Annotated in this window: 17 protein-coding genes and 1 tRNA gene; all 18 read right to left on the bottom strand. The window is 64.1% G+C overall.

The window, feature by feature from the left end; translation table 11 throughout:
* Nucleotides 1-962 (bottom strand): elongation factor Tu (gene tuf, locus H536_RS0121645; RefSeq protein ID WP_024352403.1); only part of this gene is annotated, 962 nt, incomplete at its 3' end.
* 63 nt (nucleotides 963-1,025) lie between these two features.
* Complete coding sequence (gene fusA, locus H536_RS0121640) at nucleotides 1,026-3,116, bottom strand: elongation factor G (protein WP_024352402.1); 2,091 nt, start codon at nucleotides 3,114-3,116, stop codon at nucleotides 1,026-1,028.
* Nucleotides 3,117-3,146: 30 nt separating this feature from the next.
* A complete protein-coding gene (gene rpsG, locus H536_RS0121635) occupies nucleotides 3,147-3,617 on the bottom strand; it encodes a 30S ribosomal protein S7 (protein WP_009209735.1) in 471 nt (156 codons plus the stop codon).
* A gap of 31 nt (nucleotides 3,618-3,648) precedes the next feature.
* A complete protein-coding gene (gene rpsL / locus H536_RS0121630) occupies nucleotides 3,649-4,020 on the bottom strand; it encodes a 30S ribosomal protein S12 (protein WP_009209736.1) in 372 nt (123 codons plus the stop codon).
* A gap of 424 nt (nucleotides 4,021-4,444) precedes the next feature.
* A complete protein-coding gene (rpoC, locus tag H536_RS0121625; RefSeq protein WP_024352401.1) occupies nucleotides 4,445-8,641 on the bottom strand; it encodes a DNA-directed RNA polymerase subunit beta' in 4,197 nt (1,398 codons plus the stop codon).
* A 140-nt stretch (nucleotides 8,642-8,781) separates the two neighbouring features.
* Nucleotides 8,782-12,951, bottom strand: coding sequence for a DNA-directed RNA polymerase subunit beta (gene rpoB, locus H536_RS0121620; protein WP_024352400.1), 4,170 nt, complete (start codon nucleotides 12,949-12,951; stop codon nucleotides 8,782-8,784).
* Nucleotides 12,952-13,275: 324 nt separating this feature from the next.
* The gene (rplL, locus tag H536_RS0121615; protein WP_009209739.1) at nucleotides 13,276-13,650 is read right to left on the bottom strand and encodes a 50S ribosomal protein L7/L12; all 375 of its coding nucleotides are present in this window, start codon (nucleotides 13,648-13,650) and stop codon (nucleotides 13,276-13,278) included.
* A gap of 51 nt (nucleotides 13,651-13,701) precedes the next feature.
* Entirely contained in the window at nucleotides 13,702-14,220 is a 519-nt protein-coding gene (gene rplJ, locus H536_RS0121610; RefSeq protein WP_024352399.1) for a 50S ribosomal protein L10, read from the bottom strand.
* 363 nt (nucleotides 14,221-14,583) lie between these two features.
* Nucleotides 14,584-15,288 carry a 50S ribosomal protein L1 gene (rplA, locus tag H536_RS0121605; protein WP_024352398.1) on the bottom strand — a complete coding sequence of 235 codons (705 nt, stop codon included), beginning with the start codon at nucleotides 15,286-15,288 and terminating at the stop codon, nucleotides 14,584-14,586.
* 4 nt (nucleotides 15,289-15,292) lie between these two features.
* On the bottom strand, nucleotides 15,293-15,721 hold the full coding sequence (gene rplK, locus H536_RS0121600) for a 50S ribosomal protein L11 (protein ID WP_009209742.1): 429 nt from the start codon (nucleotides 15,719-15,721) through the stop codon (nucleotides 15,293-15,295).
* 145 nt (nucleotides 15,722-15,866) lie between these two features.
* Complete coding sequence (nusG, locus tag H536_RS0121595; protein WP_009209743.1) at nucleotides 15,867-16,397, bottom strand: transcription termination/antitermination protein NusG; 531 nt, start codon at nucleotides 16,395-16,397, stop codon at nucleotides 15,867-15,869.
* A 31-nt stretch (nucleotides 16,398-16,428) separates the two neighbouring features.
* Nucleotides 16,429-16,620 carry a preprotein translocase subunit SecE gene (gene secE / locus H536_RS0121590; RefSeq protein ID WP_029703862.1) on the bottom strand — a complete coding sequence of 64 codons (192 nt, stop codon included), beginning with the start codon at nucleotides 16,618-16,620 and terminating at the stop codon, nucleotides 16,429-16,431.
* Between the two features lie 131 nt (nucleotides 16,621-16,751).
* A tRNA-Trp gene (locus tag H536_RS0121585) sits at nucleotides 16,752-16,827 on the bottom strand.
* A 216-nt stretch (nucleotides 16,828-17,043) separates the two neighbouring features.
* A complete protein-coding gene (locus H536_RS0121580) occupies nucleotides 17,044-17,913 on the bottom strand; it encodes a hypothetical protein (protein ID WP_024352397.1) in 870 nt (289 codons plus the stop codon).
* 24 nt (nucleotides 17,914-17,937) lie between these two features.
* Nucleotides 17,938-18,630, bottom strand: a complete 693-nt coding sequence (locus H536_RS0121575; RefSeq protein WP_024352396.1) for a glycosyltransferase family protein — start codon at nucleotides 18,628-18,630, stop codon at nucleotides 17,938-17,940.
* A 103-nt stretch (nucleotides 18,631-18,733) separates the two neighbouring features.
* Nucleotides 18,734-19,420 carry a hypothetical protein gene (locus H536_RS0121570; protein WP_024352395.1) on the bottom strand — a complete coding sequence of 229 codons (687 nt, stop codon included), beginning with the start codon at nucleotides 19,418-19,420 and terminating at the stop codon, nucleotides 18,734-18,736.
* The gene (locus H536_RS0121565; RefSeq protein WP_024352394.1) at nucleotides 19,417-20,364 is read right to left on the bottom strand and encodes an ELM1/GtrOC1 family putative glycosyltransferase; all 948 of its coding nucleotides are present in this window, start codon (nucleotides 20,362-20,364) and stop codon (nucleotides 19,417-19,419) included. Before H536_RS0121565 ends, H536_RS0121570 begins: the two co-directional genes overlap by 4 nt.
* A 239-nt stretch (nucleotides 20,365-20,603) precedes the next feature.
* Nucleotides 20,604-20,698, bottom strand: a 95-nt coding sequence (locus tag H536_RS24030; protein WP_155898537.1) for an EF-Tu C-terminal domain-related protein, incomplete at its 5' end; no start/stop codon positions are given.

Raw genomic sequence — 20,698 nt, 5'->3', positions numbered from 1 at the left:
AAGAACGGCGTATGACGGCCACCCTCTTCCTTCGTCAGGATGTAGGCCTCGGCCATGAAGCGCGTGTGCGGCTTCACCGAACCCGGCTTGCACAGAACCTGACCGCGCTCGACGCCTTCACGATCGACACCGCGAACCAGCGCGCCGATGTTGTCGCCGGCCTGGCCCTGGTCGAGCAGCTTGCGGAACATCTCGACGCCGGTCACCGTCGTCTTCTTGGTGTCGCGGATGCCGACGATCTCGACTTCCTCGCCGACCTTGACGATGCCGCGCTCGACGCGGCCGGTCACCACCGTGCCACGACCCGAGATCGAGAACACGTCCTCGATCGGCATCAGGAACGGCTGGTCGACCGGACGCTCCGGGGTCGGGATGTAGGCGTCGACTTCCTTCATCAGCTCACGCACCGCGTCCTCGCCGATCTCCTTGTTGGAGTCTTCGAGAGCGGCCAGTGCCGAGCCCTTGATGATCGGAATGTCGTCGCCCGGGAAATCGTAGGACGACAGCAGCTCGCGAACCTCGAGCTCGACGAGCTCCAGGAGCTCGGCGTCGTCGACCTGGTCGACCTTGTTCAGGAACACCACGATCGCCGGCACGCCGACCTGGCGGGCCAGGAGGATGTGCTCGCGGGTCTGCGGCATCGGGCCGTCGGCGGCCGAGCACACCAGGATCGCGCCGTCCATCTGGGCGGCACCGGTGATCATGTTCTTCACGTAGTCGGCATGGCCCGGGCAGTCGACATGGGCGTAGTGACGGGCTTCCGTCTCGTACTCCACATGCGCCGTCGAGATCGTGATGCCGCGCGCCTTCTCTTCCGGCGCCGCGTCGATCATGTCGTACGCACGGTACTCGCCGAAGTACTTCGTGATCGCCGCCGTCAGCGACGTCTTGCCATGGTCAACGTGACCGATCGTGCCGATGTTCACATGCGGCTTGTTGCGCTCGAATTTGCTCTTGGCCATCTTGCCACTCCGTTTGTCTAGTGCGGGCTCAGGAAGCCCTATTCGTCTCGAAGCCGTTCGCGATCAGGCGAACTTCTTCTGGATCTCGTCAGCGACCTGGTTCGGAACCTGCTCGTAGTGATCGAACTGCATCGTGTACTGGGCGCGGCCCTGGGACATCGAGCGGAGCTGGTTCACGTAACCGAACATGTTGGCCAGCGGGACCATGGCGTTGACGACCTGCGCGATGCCGCGCGGCTCGGTGCCCTGGATCTGACCACGCCGCGAGTTCAAGTCGCCGATGACATCGCCGACGTAATCCTCAGGCGTCACAACCTCGACCTTCATCACCGGTTCCAGGAGGCGCGGTCCGGCCTTCTGGATGGCTTCGCGGAACGCCGCACGGGAGGCGATCTCGAAGGCCAGGACCGAGGAGTCGACGTCATGGTAAGCACCGTCGAGGAGCTCGGCCTTGATGTCGACCATCGGGAAGCCCGCAAGCGGACCTGCACCGAGGACGGACTGGATGCCCTTCTGGACGCCCGGGATGTATTCCTTCGGCACGGCGCCGCCGACGATCTTCGACTCGAAGGAGAACCCTTCGCCGATCTCGGCCGGCTCGAACACCAGCTTGACGCGGGCGAACTGACCCGTACCACCGGTCTGCTTCTTGTGGGTGTAGTCCACCTCGGCCTTCCGCGTGATCGTCTCGCGGTATGCCACCTGCGGTGCACCGATATTCGCCTCGACCTTGAACTCCCGCTTCATGCGGTCGACCAGGATGTCGAGGTGAAGCTCACCCATGCCGGCGATGATCGTCTGGCCGGATTCCTCGTCGGTCTTGACGCGGAAGGACGGATCCTCGGCTGCCAGGCGGTTGAGCGCGAGGCCCATCTTCTCCTGGTCGCCCTTGGTCTTCGGCTCGATCGCGATCTCGATGACCGGATCGGGGAATTCCATGCGCTCGAGAATGACCGGCTTCAGCGGATCGCAGAGCGTGTCGCCCGTGGTGGTCTCCTTGAGACCGGCCAGCGCCACGATGTCGCCTGCATACGCCTCTTCGATGTCCTCACGCGAGTTGGAGTGCATCTGCAGCATGCGGCCGACGCGCTCGCGCTTGTCCTTCACCGTGTTCATCACCGAGGAGCCCTTGGTGAGGACACCCGAATAGATGCGGGCGAAGGTGAGCGAACCGACGAACGGGTCGTTCATGATCTTGAAGGCCAGCATCGACAGCGGCTCGTCGTCCGACGACTTGCGGATCATCTCGCCATCGGTCTTCGGGTCGATACCCTTGATCGCCTGGACTTCGACCGGCGACGGCAGGAAGTCGACGACGGCGTCGAGCAGCGGCTGAACGCCCTTGTTCTTGAAGGCCGAGCCACACAGAACCGGGGTGAACCAGACGTCGCAGGTACCCTTGCGGATCAGGCGACGCAGCTCGTCATTGTCGGGCATCTCGCCTTCGAGATACTTCTCGGTAGCGGCTTCGTCGATCTCGACCGCAGCCTCGATCATCAGCTCGCGATATTCCTCGGCACGATCCTTCAGATCGTCCGGGATCTCGACGACGTCCCACTCGGCACCGAGATTCTCGTTGCGCCAGACAAGCGCCTTCATCTCGATGAGGTCGACGACGCCCTTGAACTCGTTCTCGGCGCCGATCGGCAGCTGGATCACGACCGGACGCGCACCGAGGCGCGACTTGATCATCTCGACGCAGCGGTAGAAGTCGGCGCCGGTCTTGTCCATCTTGTTGACGAAGATCATGCGCGGGACATGATACTTGTCGGCCTGGCGCCAGACGGTCTCGGTCTGCGGCTCGACACCGGCATTGGCGTCGAGCAGTGCGATCGCACCGTCGAGCACGCGGAGCGAACGCTCGACTTCAATGGTGAAGTCGACGTGACCCGGGGTGTCGATGATGTTGAAGCGGCGCTTCTTGCCGTCGCGACCCTGCCAGAAGGTGGTCGTCGCAGCGGAGGTGATCGTGATGCCGCGCTCCTGCTCCTGCTCCATCCAGTCCATCGTCGCAGCGCCGTCGTGCACTTCGCCGATCTTGTGGGACTTGCCGGTGTAGAAGAGCACCCGCTCGGTCGTCGTCGTCTTTCCCGCATCGATGTGAGCCATGATGCCGAAATTACGGTAATCTTCGATCTTATAGTCGCGTGCCATCGGGCGTCGCCTTTCGGACAGAAGCTAGAATTACCAGCGGTAGTGCGAGAAGGCGCGGTTCGCTTCCGCCATGCGGTGCGTGTCTTCGCGCTTCTTCACGGCGGTACCGCGGTTGTTGGCGGCGTCCATGAGTTCGCCCGACAGGCGATCGACCATGGTCGTCTCGTTGCGGTTGCGAGCCGCAGTGATCAGCCAGCGAATGGCCAGTGCCTGACGGCGCTCCGGACGAACATCGACCGGGACCTGGTAGGTCGCACCACCAACGCGGCGCGAACGGACTTCCACATGCGGCGAGATGTTCTCGAGCGCCTGGTGGAAGATCGCCACGGCGTCCTGACGGGACTTCTCGTGGACGGCGTCGAACGCGCCATACACGATGCGCTCGGCAACCGACTTCTTGCCGTCATACATGACGGCATTCATGAACTTGGATACGATGAGATCGCCGAACTTCGGGTCCGGGTTGATCTCGCGCTTTTCGGCTCTGTGACGGCGGGACATTTATCGTCTCTTCCAGTGATCAGCGTTGGGCTTATTTCGGACGCTTGGCGCCGTACTTCGAACGCCGCTGCTTCCGGTTCTTGACACCCTGCGTGTCGAGCACGCCGCGAATGATGTGATAGCGAACGCCGGGAAGATCCTTCACGCGACCGCCGCGGATCATCACCACGGAGTGCTCCTGAAGGTTATGCCCCTCGCCCGGGATATAGCCGATCACCTCGTAACCGTTGACGAGGCGAACCTTGGCGACCTTACGCAGAGCCGAGTTCGGCTTCTTCGGGGTCGTCGTATAAACTCGCGTGCAGACACCGCGCTTCTGCGGGTTCGCTTCGAGTGCCGGGACCGTATTGCGCTCGGTGGGACGTACGCGAGGCTTGCGGACAAGCTGGTTGATGGTCGGCATTCCAACCTTCCCTCTTCTTCCAAATCCAAAGTTCGAAACGAAGCAGCCCGCCCGTACATGGAGTGGACTTCTCCATGCACGAAACCGAGCATATCGTTCGCATGTATTGCGAACTGCCCGGCACGAAGCAGAGGACCGCCAGAGCGATCGTGCATACAGCGATGTGGCGTCTCGTTGAACGAAGCCTTGTTTGAAGCTCTGGATCCCGGACGCGGCGTCCTTGGGAAGAGTCGGCTTCACATCGGCTCTGTTGGAGGGCTATCTATCGATTCCCTCCCCCCTCGTCAACCCCGATCCCCCGCTCCCGCCGGAAAGCGCCGGCATATTGCGGACGCTCGCGCCGCTCGGTGGCGCATCGCGGGGCTTAAACGACAAAGGGCCGCCCGAAGGCGGCCCCTGAAGGGTGTTAACAGGCGGTTAAGGCCTATTCGGCCGGGTCGCTGACCGAAGTCAGCATCCGGTCGGTCTCGGCGACGTTGGCCGCCTTGCGGCGATCGTCGAGAATCAGGTCGTCGCGCGCCGTGGCGATGCGGCGGACCTGGGTCATGGTGCCACCGGTACCGGCCGGGATGAGTCGGCCGACGATGACGTTCTCCTTGAGGCCCTGCAGCGTGTCCGTCTTGCCGGCAACCGCGGCCTCGGTGAGCACCCGGGTCGTCTCCTGGAAGGAGGCGGCCGAGATGAAGGACGGGGTCTGCAGCGACGCCTTGGTGATGCCGAGCAGGACCGGGTTGCCCGAGGCGGGACGCTTGCCCTCCTCGTTCAGACGCTCGTTCAGCTCCGCCAACTCGATCCGGTCGACATGGTCGCCCGGAATGTAGCCGCTATCGCCGGATTCGACGATCTCGACCTTTTGCAGCATCTGCCGGACGATGACCTCGATGTGCTTGTCGTTGATCAACACGCCCTGGAGCCGGTAGACCTCCTGGATCTCGTTGACGAGGTAGCTCGCGAGAGCCTCCACGCCGCGGATGGCCAGAATGTCGTGCGGTGCCGGGTTGCCGTCGAGGATGTAGTCGCCCTTCTCGATGACGTCGCCTTCCTGGAGATGGAACGGCTTGCCCTTCGGGATCAGGTACTCGACGGGCTCGGCGCCCTCCTCGTGCGGCTCGATGATGATCCGGCGCTTGTTCTTGTAGTCGCGCCCGAACTTCACCGTACCGTCGATCTCGGCGATGACCGCGTTGTCCTTCGGCTTGCGGGCCTCGAACAGCTCGGCGACGCGCGGCAGACCACCGGTGATGTCCTTGGTCTTGGCGCTTTCCATCGGAATACGCGACAGGACGTCACCAGCCGAGACCCGCGTGCCCGGCTCGACCGACAGGATGGCGTCGACCGACTGGTAGTAGCGGGCATCGGAACCGCGCGGCAGCTTGAGAACCTCGCCGTCGTCACCCTTGATGACCATCGCCGGTTTGAGGTCCTGACCGCGCGGGCTGGCCCGCCAGTCGATGACCGCACGCTTGGTGATGCCGGTGGCCTCGTCGGCCTGTTCGGACACCGAGATGCCGTCGACCAGATCCTCGAAGTCCACCGTACCGTCGAGCTCGGTGAGCACCGGGCGGGTATACGGGTCCCACTCGGCGACACGCTGGCCGCGCCGCACGGTATCGCCATCGTCCACATAGACGCGGCTACCGTAGGTGACGCGATGCGAGGCCCGTTCCTTGCCCGCCTGATCCATGATCAGGATGGCCATGTTGCGGCCCATGGCGACCAGCTGGCCGTCGGAGTTGCGCACCACGTTGCGGTTGCGGATCTGCACCGTGCCTTCGTAGGACGCCTCGAGGAACGAGGAATCCACCACCTGCGCGGTACCGCCCATGTGGAAGGTCCGCATGGTCAGCTGCGTGCCCGGCTCGCCGATCGACTGCGCGGCGATGACACCGACGGCCTCGCCCATGTTAACGGGCGTGCCACGGGCCAGATCGCGGCCGTAGCAGGTGCCGCAAATGCCGGTGCGGATCTCACAGGTCAGCGCCGAACGGATGTTGATCGACTGGATGCCGGCCTTCTCGATGATCTCGACATCCGGCTCCTCGATGGTGACGCCACCCTTGACGATGACCTCACCGGTGAGCGGATGCACGATGTCCTCGAGCGCGGTCCGGCCCAGCACGCGCTGGCCCAGCGATGCGACCACCTGGCCGGCATCGACGATCGGCTGCATCGTCAGACCCTTGTCGGTCCCGCAGTCGACCTGCGTGATGATGCAATCCTGCGCGACGTCGACGAGACGACGGGTCAGGTAACCCGAGTTGGCGGTCTTCAGGGCGGTGTCGGCCAGACCCTTACGGGCACCGTGGGTCGAGTTGAAGTACTCGAGAACGGTCAGGCCTTCCTTGAAGTTCGAGATGATCGGCGTCTCGATGATCTCGCCCGAAGGCTTGGTCATCAGGCCGCGCATCGCCGCCAGCTGACGCATCTGGGTCGGCGAACCACGCGCGCCCGAATGCGACATCATGTAGATCGAGTTCATCGGCTTCTGACGGCCGTCCTCGTTGAACTCGACGGCCTTGATGCGAGCCATCATCTCGTCGGCGATCTTGTCTGTGCACTTGGCCCAGGCGTCGACGACCTTGTTGTACTTCTCGCCCTGGGTGATCAGGCCGTCATTGTACTGCTGCTCGTATTCCTTCGCGAGCGCCTGGGTCTCGCCGATCATCTGCGGCTTGGTCTCGGGGATCAGCATGTCGTCCTTGCCGAACGAGATACCCGCGGTACACGCATGGCGGAAGCCGAGCTGCATGATCCGGTCGCAGAAGATCACCGTCTCCTTCTGACCGCAGTGGCGATACACCTGATCGATCATCCGCGAGATGTTCTTCTTCGTCATCAGCTCGTTGCAGATGTCGAAGGGAACCTTGGCGTTCTTCGGCAGGATCTCGCCGATGAGCATGCGGCCCGGGGTGGTCTCGTAGATCTGCGAGACCGGGTTGCCCTCGGCGTCGATGGTCTTGAACCGGCCCTTGATCTTGGAGTGCAGCGTCACGGCGCCGGTGAACAGCGCCTGCTCCATCTCGCCGATGTCGGAGAAGGCCATGCCTTCGCCCGGCTCGTTCTCGTTCATGATCGACAGGTAGTACAGACCCAGCACCATGTCCTGCGACGGCACGATGATCGGCTGGCCGTTCGCCGGGTGCAGGATGTTGTTGGTCGACATCATCAGGACGCGGGCTTCGAGCTGCGCCTCGATCGACAGCGGCACGTGGACCGCCATCTGGTCACCGTCGAAGTCGGCGTTGAACGCCGTGCAGACCAGCGGGTGCAGCTGGATGGCCTTGCCCTCGATCAGCACCGGCTCGAACGCCTGGATGCCGAGACGGTGCAGCGTCGGCGCACGGTTCAGCAGAACCGGATGCTCACGGATGACCTCGTCGAGGATGTCCCAGACTTCCGGACGCTCCTTCTCGACCAGCTTCTTGGCCTGCTTGACCGTGGACGAGAAGCCCTTGGCGTCGAGGCGCGCATAGATGAACGGCTTGAACAGCTCGAGCGCCATCTTCTTCGGCAGGCCGCACTGATGCAGCTTCAGCTCGGGACCGGTCACGATGACCGAACGGCCGGAATAGTCAACGCGCTTGCCGAGCAGGTTCTGACGGAACCGGCCCTGCTTGCCCTTGAGCATGTCGGAGAGCGACTTCAGCGGGCGCTTGTTGGCACCCGTGATGACGCGGCCGCGACGGCCGTTGTCGAACAGCGCGTCGACGGATTCCTGCAGCATCCGCTTCTCGTTGCGGATGATGATGCCCGGTGCGCGCAGCTCGATCAGCCGCTTGAGGCGGTTGTTCCGGTTGATGACGCGGCGATACAGGTCGTTCAGGTCGGAGGTCGCGAAGCGGCCGCCGTCCAGCGGGACGAGCGGGCGCAGGTCCGGCGGGATCACCGGGACGACGCTCATGATCATCCATTCCGGCTTGTTGCCGGATTCCAGGAAGTTCTCGACGATCTTCAGCCGCTTCATCAGCTTCTTCGTCTTGAGCTCGGAGGTGGTCTCCGCAAGCTCCGAACGCAGGTCGCCGGCGATCGTCTCGAGATCCATCGAGCCGAGCAGATCCTGGATCGCCTCGGCGCCGATCAGTGCCGTGAACGAATCCTCACCGAACTCGTCGGTGGCGATCATGTACTCTTCCTCGGACAGGAGCTGGTGCTCCTTCAGCGAGGTCAGGCCCGGCTCGGTGACGATGTAGTTCTCGAAATAGAGAACCCGCTCGATGTCCTTGAGGGTCATGTCGAGCAGCGTGCCGATGCGGCTCGGCAGCGACTTCAGGAACCAGATATGGGCAACGGGGGCTGCGAGCTCGATATGGCCCATGCGCTCGCGACGCACGCGCGAGAGGGTGACCTCGACGCCGCACTTTTCGCAGATGATGCCCTTGTACTTCATGCGCTTGTACTTGCCGCACAGGCACTCGTAGTCCTTGATCGGACCGAAGATGCGCGCGCAGAAAAGGCCGTCGCGCTCGGGCTTGAACGTACGGTAGTTGATCGTCTCCGGCTTCTTGATCTCGCCGAACGACCAGGAGAGGATCTTCTCAGGCGAGGCAAGCGAGATCCGGATCGAATCGAACGTCTGCGCAGCCACCTGCGGATTGAAGATGTTCATGACCTCTTGGTTCATGGCTTTTCTCCTTCTGGGGCGCCTGCCCCGGGCCGCGGCGGGGGTTACCGGCGGCCGCTCAAATTCTTCAATCGTCGAGGACCGGCGCCGAAGGGGCGCCGGCCCGGACCGCGGCGCGCCGCGGTCCTGTCATGAATGGCCTATTCGGCAGCGTCCGGCAGGTCGGCCGGAGCCGGCAGCTCGGCGGCGGAGTTCGCCAGATCGACGTCGAGGCCGAGCGAGCGCATTTCCTTGACCAGCACGTTGAAGCTCTCCGGAATGCCGGATTCGAACGCGTCGTCGCCGCGCACGATCGACTCGTAAACCTTGGTACGGCCCGCGACGTCGTCCGACTTCACCGTCAGCATCTCCTGCAGCGTGTAGGCCGCGCCGTATGCCTCGAGCGCCCAGACCTCCATCTCGCCGAAGCGCTGGCCACCGAACTGCGCCTTGCCGCCCAGCGGCTGCTGGGTCACGAGCGAGTACGGTCCGATCGAACGGGCGTGGATCTTGTCGTCCACCAGGTGGTGCAGCTTCAGCATGTAGATGTAGCCGACCGTGACCTGCCGATCGAAGGCTTCGCCGGTACGCCCGTCATAGAGCGTGACCTGACCCGAGCCGTTCAGCCCAGCCCTCTCCAGCATCTCGACGATATCCTGCTCGACCGCGCCGTCGAAGACCGGCGTGGCGATGGAGACGCCGCGCTTCATCTGCTTGGCGAGCGTCAGAACGCTTTCGTCGTCGTAGTTCTTCACCTTCTCGTTGCGATCGCTGTCGCCCAGCAGCCCGGCAATCTCGTCGCGCAGCGGCGAGACGTCCTGGCTGGTCTGGTAGGCCTCGAGCATGTCGCCGATCTTCCGGCCCATGCCGGCACAGGCCCAACCCAGATGGGTCTCCAGGATCTGTCCGACATTCATGCGCGACGGCACGCCCAGCGGGTTCAGCACGATGTCGACATGGGTGCCGTCCGCGTTGAACGGCATGTCTTCCACCGGCAGGATCCGCGAGACAACGCCCTTGTTGCCGTGACGGCCGGCCATCTTGTCGCCCGGCTGGATCTTGCGCTTGACGGCGACGAAGACCTTGACCTGCTTCATGACGCCCGGGGGCAGCTCGTCGCCGCGCTGGACCTTCTCGACCTTGTCCATGAACCGCTGCTCGAGGGTCTTCTTGGCCTCGTCATAGACGTTGCGCAGATCCTCGAGAGCCGCCTGGGTCTTCTCGTCCTCAACGGCGAACATCCACCACTGCGACCGCGGGTATTCACCCATCGCCTCGGCGGTGATGACGGAGCCCTTCTTGAAGCCCTTCGGCGCTGCGACCGCAGCCTTGCCGTCGAGCATTTCGATCAGGCGACCGTAGACGTTGCGATCCAGGATCGCCTGCTCGTCGTCGCGGTCCTTGGCGAGGCGCTCGATCTCCTCGCGCTCGATCGCCATGGCGCGCTCGTCCTTCTCGACGCCGTGGCGGTTGAACACGCGGACCTCGACCACGGTGCCATAGGCGCCGGGAGGCATGCGGTTGGAGGTGTCGCGGACGTCGGACGCCTTCTCACCGAAGATGGCGCGCAGAAGCTTCTCTTCCGGCGTCATCGGGCTTTCGCCCTTCGGCGTGATCTTGCCGACCAGGATGTCGCCCGGCTGCACCTCGGCACCGATATAGACGATGCCGGCCTCGTCGAGGTTCTTCAGCGCCTCTTCCGACACGTTCGGAATGTCGCGCGTGATCTCCTCGGGTCCAAGCTTGGTGTCACGCGCCATGACCTCGAACTCCTCGATGTGGATCGAGGTGAAGACGTCGTCGGCGACGATGCGCTCGGACAGGAGGATGGAATCCTCGTAGTTGTAGCCGTTCCACGGCATGAACGCGACGAGCACGTTCCGGCCGAGGGCGAGATCGCCCAGATCCGTCGACGGACCGTCGGCGATGATGTCGCCCTTCTCGACCCGGTCACCCACCGCGACCAGCGGACGCTGGTTGATGCAGGTGTTCTGGTTCGAGCGCTGGAACTTCATCAGACGATAGATGTCGACGCCGGACTTGCCGGCTTCCAGATCCTCGGTCGCCCGGATGACGATACGCGTCGCGTCGACCTGGTCGACGATACCCGTCCGGCGGGCGCCGATGGCGGCGCCCGAGTCGCGGGCCACGATCGGCTCCATGCCGGTGCCGACGAACGGCGCCTCGGCGCGCACCAGCGGCACGGCCTGACGCTGCATGTTCGAGCCCATCAGTGCGCGGTTCGCGTCATCGTTCTCGAGGAACGGAATGAGCGCGGCCGCCACGGACACGAGCTGCTTCGGCGAGACGTCCATCAGGTCGACATTGTCGCGCGGCGTCATGAAGACGTCGCCCTGGTGGCGGCAGACCACGAACTCGTTCTGAAACTGGTTGTCGTCCGTCAGGATCGCGTTCGCCTGGGCGACGTGATGCTTGGATTCCTCCATGGCCGACAGATAGACGACGTCGTGGGTGACCACGCCATCGACAACCTTGCGGTACGGGCTCTCGATGAAGCCGTACTTGTTCACCCGCGCGAAGGTGGCGAGCGAGTTGATCAGTCCGATGTTCGGGCCTTCCGGCGTCTCGATCGGGCAGATACGGCCGTAATGGGTCGGATGCACGTCGCGGACTTCGAAGCCGGCGCGCTCGCGGGTCAGACCACCGGGTCCAAGCGCCGAGAGACGACGCTTGTGGGTGATTTCCGACAGCGGGTTGGTCTGGTCCATGAACTGCGAGAGCTGCGAGGAACCGAAGAACTCGCGCACGGCGGCGGCCGCCGGCTTGGCGTTGATCAGGTCCTGCGGCATGACGGTGTCGATCTCGACCGACGACATGCGCTCCTTGATGGCCCGCTCCATGCGCAGCAGACCGACGCGGTACTGGTTCTCCATGAGCTCGCCGACCGAGCGCACCCGGCGGTTGCCGAGATTGTCGATGTCGTCGATCTCGCCCTTGCCGTCGCGCAGGTCGACCAGCGTGCGCACGACCGCGAGGATGTCCTCCTTGCGCAGCACGCGCACGGTGTCCTCGGCGTCGACGTCGAGACGCATGTTCATCTTGACGCGGCCGACGGCCGACAGATCGTAGCGCTCGGAATCGAAGAACAGCGACTGGAACATCGCCTCGGCGGTTTCCATCGTCGGCGGCTCGCCCGGGCGCATGACCCGGTAGATGTCGAACAGCGCGTCCTGACGGCCTTCGTTCTTGTCCACCGCGAGGGTGTTGCGGATATAGCCGCCGACATTGACGTGGTCGATGTCGAGAACGGTGAACTCGTCGTAGCCCGCGTTGATCAGGTCGATCAGCGAACCCTTGCGCTCGCCGGTCTTGGCGTCGACGGTCATCTCCAGTTCCTGGCCGGCTTCGAGATAGATCTCGCCGGTCTCAGGATTGACGATGTCCTCGGCGATGTAGGAGCCGACCAGATCGTCCTCGGTCGCGCGGAGCGCCTTGACGCCCTTCTCCTGCATCTGACGCGCCTGGCGCGCGGTGACCTTCTTGCCGGCCTCGACCAGCACTTCACCGCTGTCGGCGTCGATCAGATCGACGACCGCACCCTGGCCGCGCACGCGCTCGACCGAGAAGGGAACGCGCCAGCCGTTCTTGTCCTTCTCGAACTTCACGGTGTCGTAGAAGGTCGACAGGATCTCTTCGCCGTCCATGCCCAGCGCCATCAGCAGGCTGGTCACGGGAATCTTGCGGCGCCGGTCGATGCGCGCATGCACGACGTCCTTGGCGTCGAACTCGATGTCGAGCCAGGAACCGCGATAGGGAATGACGCGCGCCGCGAAGAGCAGCTTGCCCGACGAATGGCTCTTGCCCTTGTCATGGTCGAAGAAGACGCCCGGCGAACGGTGCATCTGCGAGACGATGACGCGCTCGGTGCCGTTGACGATGAAGGTACCGTTCATGGTCATGAGCGGCATGTCGCCCATGTAGACGTCCTGCTCCTTGATGTCCTTGATGGACTTGGAGCCGGTGTCCTCGTCGACATCGAACACGATGAGGCGCAGCGTCACCTTCAGCGGCGCAGCATAGGTCAGATCGCGCTGACGGCATTCCTCGACATCGAATTTTGGCTGCTCGAACTCGTACTTGACGAATTCCAGCATGGCCTGGCCGGAGAAGTCGGAGATCGGGAAGACCGATTTGAAGACGGCCTGCAACCCTTCGTCCAGACGCCCGTTTACCGGCTCGTCCACCATCAGGAACTGATCGTAGGAGGCCTTCTGGACCTCGATCAGGTTCGGCATTTCGGCCACTTCGGGGATCGACCCGAAGAACTTGCGCACGCGCCTGCGACCGCTAAACGTCGTCGTCTGAGACATCGTCGCTCCTTCTCGTGATATCGCCCTCGACCAAAGGGCTGAAATTCCTCTGTCTCTCCGCCGAGAGACTCCGCTGCGCCCTGCGGCGGCAGCGACTGACCGATCTGTCGGGCGCTGGGCCCGCGTCTTCGAAAGGCTTGCCGGCAAGCCGTTCGAACACACGCACTGCATTCCCGTCCCGCGTCTTACCGTGCCGCACCGCGGAGAGTGCCCTGCCCGCCAGATCGACCCTTAGAGGCCGGAACCCTATGGCGAGCACGGAAGGCGGAACGGCAAATTGCCGTCCCGCCCCCGGATGTTCTGCGTAAGCGCGGCGAACCGCGATTACTTGACTTCGACCGTGGCGCCAGCCTTCTCGAGCTGGTCCTTGATCTTGTCGGCCTCGGCCTTGTCCACGCCTTCCTTGACGGGCTTCGGCGCGTTGTCGACGAGGTCCTTGGCTTCCTTGAGGCCAAGACCCGTGATCGCACGGACTTCCTTGATGACGTTGATCTTCTGCGCACCGGCAGATGCGAGGATCACGTTGAACTCGGTCTGCTCTTCGGCGGCTTCGGCCGGAGCACCACCACCAGCGGCCGCAACGGCGACCGGCGCGGCGGCGGAGACGCCCCACTTCTCTTCGAGCATCTTCGACAGCTCAGCCGCCTCGAGGACGGTCAGGGCCGACAGGTCTTCAACGATCTTGGCGAGATCAGCCATGTTAGTATTCCTTCAGGTTCGAACTTTGAGGTGTGCAGCGAGGAACCATCCTCACGCCGCTTCGTCTTTCTTGGCATAGGCACCGAAGACGCGTGCGAGTTGCCCCGCAGGCGCCTGGAGAACCCCAGCGATCCGAGTAGCCGGCGTATTGATCATGCCGACCAGCTTGGCCCTGAGTTCGTCCAGCGACGGCATGGTGGCCAAGGCCTTCACACCGTCTGCATCGAGTGTCGTGGCGCCCATCGAACCGCCGAGGATGACGAGCTTGTCGTTCCCCTTGGCGAAGTCGTTGGTCACCTTGGCCGCCGCCACCGTATCGCTCGAATAAGCGATCAGCGTCTGGCCCTCGAACAGATTCGAGATGCCTGCGGCGTCCGTGCCTTCAAGAGCGATCTTGGCGAGGCGGTTCTTCGCGACTCTGACGGTGCCTCCCGCGACGCGCATCTTCGAACGATAATCGTTCATCTGCGCGACCGTGAGACCGGCATAGTGGGCCACGACGACCGTTCCCGAGGCCTGGAAGGTCTCGTGAAGGGACGTGACGAATTCGCGCTTTTCCGCTCTGTCCACTGCCTCTCTCCAGTTAGCCCCGGTTCTTGCGAAACGAGGCCGGTTGCCTTTTGCCGCCCGGACCATCCGGGCGACGCTCGGAGATCCTGTCCCCCCGGCCAACCCGCAGCAGCTCCGTGGAACCGATGGGCGACGCAAGGCATTCAGAGGTTCGAACCGACCAGACCGGCGATGCCGGAAAACTCGGAACTTCCCCGTCTCATGAGGGCTATCTAACGATTATGACCGGAGCCGAAGCACCGGCCGCCCACAATCTCGGACAGGCATTCAGGAGGCTTTCAAAAGCCTCCACGTACCGGGACGAGCCCGGAACCTTGATAGGGAAGCGGCGGATATAGGGACGCCGCTTCCAATTTGTAAGGGTCAGGCCTGCGAGGCGCCGACGGTCGACGGATCGACCTTCACACCGGGGCCCATCGTCGACGTCACCGCGATGCGCTGGACATAGTTGCCCTTGGCGCCCGACGGCTTGGCCTTCTGGACCGCATCGGCGAAGGCGCGGATGTTCTCCACGATCGCCTTGCTGTCGAAGCTGGCCTTGCCAACGCCGGCATGCACGATGCCGGCCTTCTCGACGCGGAACTCGACGGCGCCGCCCTTCGAAGCCTTGACGGCCGCTGCGACGTCCGGGGTCACCGTGCCGACGCGCGGGTTCGGCATCAGGCCGCGGGGGCCGAGCACCTTACCGAGACGACCGACGAGGGCCATCATGTCCGGCGTGGCGATCGCACGGTCGAAGTCGATCGTGCCGCCCTGGACCTGCTCGACGAGGTCTTCCGCACCGACGATGTCGGCGCCGGCAGCCTTGGCTTCCTCGGCCTTGTCACCACGCGCGAAGACGGCGACGCGGACGGTCCGACCGGTGCCGTTCGGCAGGTTGACCACGCCGCGGACCATCTGGTCGGCGTGACGCGGGTCGACGCCGAGGTTCATCGCAACTTCGATGGTCTCGTCGAACTTGGTCTTGGTCCGGTCCTTGAGCATCTGCACAGCTTCGTCGAGGCCATACAGCTTGGTGCGCTCGATGCCCTCGCGGGCGCTACGGATTCGCTTGCCACTCTTTGCCATCGTCTCAGCCCGCCACTTCGAGGCCCATGGAGCGGGCAGAGCCCTCGACCATGAGAACCGCCGCATCAATGTCGTTCGCGTTCAGATCCTTGAACTTCTTCTCGGCGATCTCGCGAACCTGCTCGCGCGTCACCGAACCGGCGACACTGCGACCCGGCTCCTTGGAGCCGCTCTTGAGGTTGGCGGCCTTCTTGAGGAAGTAGCTCACCGGAGGGGTCTTCATCGCGAAGGTGAAGGACTTGTCCTGGTAGTAGGTAATGACCACCGGGATCGGCTGGCCCTTTTCCTGCTCCTGGGTCTGCGCGTTGAACGACTTGCAGAATTCCATGATGTTGATGCCGCGCTGACCCAGCGCCGGACCGATGGGCGGCGACGGCGTCGCCGAACCGGCCGGGACCTGAAGCTTCAGCTGGCCCTGTACTTTCTTAGCCATTTGTACCTGCCTTCAATGTTCACGCCGGGCGGCCGGCACGAAGCCAGCCGGACTTCCGGCAGTCTGCAGTCCGCGCGGTCCGGAACAGGGGCCGGCTAGAGCCCGAGCGCCTCCCGCACGAGGATGGGCTTGGCGCCCGTTCGGATCAGGCCTTCTCGACCTGACCGAATTCGAGATCCACCGGCGTCGCACGCCCGAAGATCGAAACTTCCACCTTGAGACGCGCGCGCTCCTGGTCGACTTCCTGAACGATGCCGTTGAACGAGGCGAAGGGGCCGTCGGAGACCCGCACCTGCTCGCCAATATCGAAGGAGACGGTCGGCTTCGGCCGCTCGACACCGTCCTGGACCTGCGCGAGGATCTGCTCGGCTTCCTTCTCGGTGATCGGGGTCGGCCGGTTCTCGGCGCCCAGGAAGCCGGTGACCTTCGGCGTGTTCTTGATCATCGAGAACACCTGGTCGGTGAGCTCGGCCTTGACCAGGACATAGCCGGGGAAGAACTTGCGCTCGGCATCGACCTTGCGGCCGCGGCGCACCTCGACGACCTTCTCGGTCGGCACGAGAATCTTCTCGAATTTATCGGACAGACCCTTCTGACGGGCCTGCTCCTCGATCGATTCTGCCACCTTCTTTTCGAAATTCGAATAGGCGTGGACGATGTACCAACGAGCGGTCATGAAACTGGTGATAACTCCTGCAGCGTCCGGATCAGACGCTCATGATCAGGCCGACGACGTAGCCGAGCAGCTGATCCGCGATAAAGAAGAAGGTCGCGGCGAACGCCACCATCACGAAAACCATGATCGTCGAAATGACGGTCTCGCGACGGGTGGGCCACGTCACCTTCGCGGTCTCCGACCGGACCTGCTGAAGAAAGCTGAAGGGATTGGTCTTGGCCATAAACCGCTCACGGCTAAGGCGCATGAAGGCTAGCGATCGCCCCACGCGCCATATGTCATTAAGAATGCCCCACTTAGCCGCCCTCGGAATGATTCACAAGGGCTGCCGGGGAAAACTCTCGTTCGCGTTGCTGGCAGGGGCAGTAGGGCTCGAACCTACGGCCTGCGGTTTTGGAGACCGCCGCTCTACCAACTGAGCTATACCCCTACGATGGCGCCCAGATATCGCCTCACGGCGCGAACTGCAACACCCTTTTTCGACGAAACGCTGCCCGGGGCGCCTAAACCGCGCTCACAGGACGCAGGACTAAACCGCCCTCACCCGCGAAACGGACAAGTCTGGCCATCGCGACCACTTGCCCGACACCAGCCCGTGATCGAGCCGCGCATCGTCGATATTCGAACGACTCAGCCGCGGCGTTCGTCACTTGCCTTCTGACGATCCCCTGGCCGCCTGCTCCGCCAGCTTCTGCTTGCGCGTCTTCGGCTTGAGCCCGCGCAGAAAAGTGTCGAGCCGTCCCTGCAGCCGCGTCAGCGACATCAGGCGGTCGATCGCCTGATTGGTGCCTTCGAGACGTTCCGACAGGACCTCTGAGGAGACGAGCGCGACATCGGCGGCCGTGACGCCCGGAATCCGCGTGGCGATTCGCGACCATTCGCCGGCACTGCCGCTGCCATCCATCGTCAGGCGGCCGGTGCGCACCAGGAGCCGGTTCACCATCTGCTCGAAGGTCCATTCATGGTCGTGGAACAGCTTCCAGCGCGTCGAGCGGCGCGCGGTGAAGCCGGCCAGCACGATGGGCAGTGCGGGACAGGCTTCGGCCAGCCAGAAGGCCAGCGCGAAACCGCTGGTCGGGACATGGGTGCCCGGATAGAAATCGGCAAAGACCGGCGCGAGGTCGAGGAAACCGACCGGCGCGTTCTCGAAGGATTCGGCCGGGCTGAAGGTTTCTGCGGCGCCGGCCTTCAGATTGGCGATGCCATGGAATTGCGGACCGCGCAGGAGCTGCAGCACGGTGCCGACTTCCCGGCGATAGACGATGTTGGCGCCCGCCTGGCTGCTGCGGGCGATCAGCAACGACGGCCGATCGAAGGGCGCGTCGAGAACCTTGAACACCTTGTTGAAGAAGACGAAGAGCGTGCCGTCGCCGTAGCGCGCCGTCAGCGCCGCGATATCGACCGCGTCGCTGTTGGCGACGAGGACGACGCGGGCGAAGCCGCCGAAGAACGCCGCCCAGCCGTCACGCGATTCGGGCAGCCCGCGCGCATCATTCGCCTGCGTCATGGCGGTCATGTCCCGCAGTCCCGCCGCAAGACCTCAGGCGCCGCGCTGCTGGACGAACAGCGTCCGCTCGCGCGCGGCAAACCATTCCTCGGCGTAGTCGTCGTTGCGGTAATCGTCGAAATACGGCCCGCCATCGGTGAAATGCACGTTCCGGGCATCGGGATTGTGGTCGTATTCATTGACCAGCCAGTTCCACTCCGCCGGCAGTTCGCCGATGTTCTCGTCGCCGTCGAGCCATTTGAACTGGTGCAGCTGCAGGCCGGTGGCGGTGTTGACGTAGTCCGGCGTCAGCGCCTGGCATTTGGCATTGTTGAACAGCATGACGCTCGACCAGTTCTTCTTCTCGTATTTGGTCTGCGTCTGGCCGAGGAACTTGGTCTCCACCTTGGGCTGGTAGTCGTGCTTGACGCACATGACCGAATGGCGATCGTCGCGCAGCGCCCAGAGCTCGGCGATGTCGGCGCGCATCAGCATGTCGCAGTCCATGAACAGGCTCCAGCCCGTGAAGCCGGACAGATACGGCACCAGGAAGCGCGAGAAGGAGAATTCCGTCGACTGCAGCGCGTTGCGCTCGCGCTGGAACACGCCTTCCAGGTTGGGCAGATAGAGCGGCGAGAACACCACGGGCACGGTCGCGCGCTCGAGAATGCTCTGGCACAGGACGTGATAGGCAATCACCTCCTTGGAATCGAACCCGATGAAGACCTGAACTGTCGGTTGCGTCACGAGGTCACCTTGCTGAATTGCTGAACGCTGGCGTCATACACCCGTGACCGGCAAAGGCCAACGCCGCGCGAGATCCGGGGCGGGTGTTGCATCGCGGCGCGCGTCAGGACGTCCACAGCCGCAAGCCGAGATCGGCCGCGAGTTCCGGCTCGCTTGTCGCGACGCGCGGATCGTCGCGCAGCATTTCGAGGGCGTAGCGATCCTCCGCGATCTGCATGCGCGGACGCGCCAGCGTGTCGTAGGAATGGCCGGTCCGGGCAAAGGAAAAACCCGACAGCACGATCTCCGGCACGCCGAGAAACAGGCCGTAGCAGAGCGCTGCAATTCCCGTCGAAGGTTTGCCCAGTTCGCCGATGTCGATCATTTCGTGGCCGATCATCGCCAGATTGACCGCTTCGCGGTCGTCGGGGTGCATCGACACCAGGGCGCCGATCCTGGCCTTGCGCTGGCGCAGCAGCTTCCAGTGCTGGCGCCATCTCGGCCGCGGACTGAACCACAGCATGGCCCCCGCCTCGAGGTCGGGGAAGACCGACCATGACTCGACCGGCCGCCGCACGCTCAGATCCGCCGGTCCCCAGCCGAAACGCTTCGCCGCGAGGCCTGAATTGTTGATGTCCACCCGCGCGTGGCTGGCGCGCAGGGCATCCGGCATGGCCGGGTCCGGGGCGCCGCCCAGGAGGACCCAGGGACGCTGCAGCAAGCCGAGGCGGTCCATCTGGGCGCGGTGCGCCTCGCGGATCGCCAAGAGGTGCGGCGTCAGCGCGGCGCCGGAGGGCGTGGCGCCGTTCACCGCCGTGCGGCGTATTCGGCGCGGATCGTCTCGGCAATCTCCAGCGACTGATCGGCGAATGTGTAGTTGTAGGGGGCCAGATCGCCGGCGAACGGCCGGGTCAGACACAGCGTCTCCTGCATATCCTCATGGAACCACTCGAATTTTTCCAGGCGCTCGCCCTGGATCGGCGCGAGATCGAGGCTGTAGACCGGCCGCCCCGATGTCAGCGCCTCGCAATGCATGGTCACCGTGTCCTTGCTGATCAGGAAGGCGTCGGCCGCGGCGAGATAGTCCCGATAGGGATTGTCGCCGGTCCGGTCCCACACGCGGATGTCCGGCTCGCCGACATGCAGCAGCGCGTCCAGCAGCGAGGGGTCGCTGCGGCGGGAAGTGGACACCAGGACCAGCCAGCCCTCCGCCACCAGATCGCGGGCGCTGGCGACCAGCCGGTCGATCGTCGGCGCATCGTAGTCATAGGCGCCGTTGGCCCCGCCCAGCAGCATCACCACGATCGGCCGGTCGTCGCCCTCGGCGAGCCAGCGGCCGCGCGCGGCCACGCGACGCTCGTCCAGCGCCGTCCGCTTGATGCGATGGGGCACGCCGATCATGCTGCGATAATCGGTGCCGTCCAGACGCGGGCTCTTCCAGTCGTGCCGGGACACGAAGGCAAGATCGTAGATGCCGCGCGACGGGGGGGCGGGCGGTTGCAGATGCACGGCAAACGGCCGTCCGCCGAAACGCTCGCGGATACGGGCCACGTGACGTTCGGCGAACCAGCCGCAGGAAATGACGATATCCGGTTCGGCTGCGCGGCTGCGCCAGTAGGGAGAGAACAATCCGCGCCGCCATTTCGGCAGCCGCTCCACCGTATGGACGATTGGCTCGTCTGTCAGATGCTCAGCCACGCCGACGCACTGGGTCAGCGTGCCGGCCTTCTCCTCGCTGACGGTCCATACTCGCAACTGGCGATCTCCTCGCAACACCTGCCGGTTTCTAGCGCGGATGGCGCTGCACGCAACAGTCGGCGCAATCGGACCGGCCTGCGACCGGCGCCATGCAGGGCCGCGTGGATCTCACCGGCCCTGCCCTCTCCGGCTCAGCCGCGAGCGCCTCCGGCACCGCAAACGCAAACGGGCCCCGCGAAGGGGCCCGTCAACTTCAGCATATCGGCGCGGCGCGGCGTTGCGCGCCTGCCGGCAGACTACTCGATGATCGAGGCGACGATGCCGGCGCCGACGGTGCGGCCGCCTTCGCGGATGGCGAAGCGCAGCTTGTCTTCCATCGCGATCGGCACGA

It is taken from the genome of Aurantimonas coralicida DSM 14790 (assembly GCF_000421645.1).
In the GTDB taxonomy this organism is placed as follows: Bacteria; Pseudomonadota; Alphaproteobacteria; order Rhizobiales; family Rhizobiaceae; genus Aurantimonas; species Aurantimonas coralicida.
Note: the sequence above shows the minus strand (reverse complement) of the source record. Positions and strands in the feature narration are given on the sequence as shown.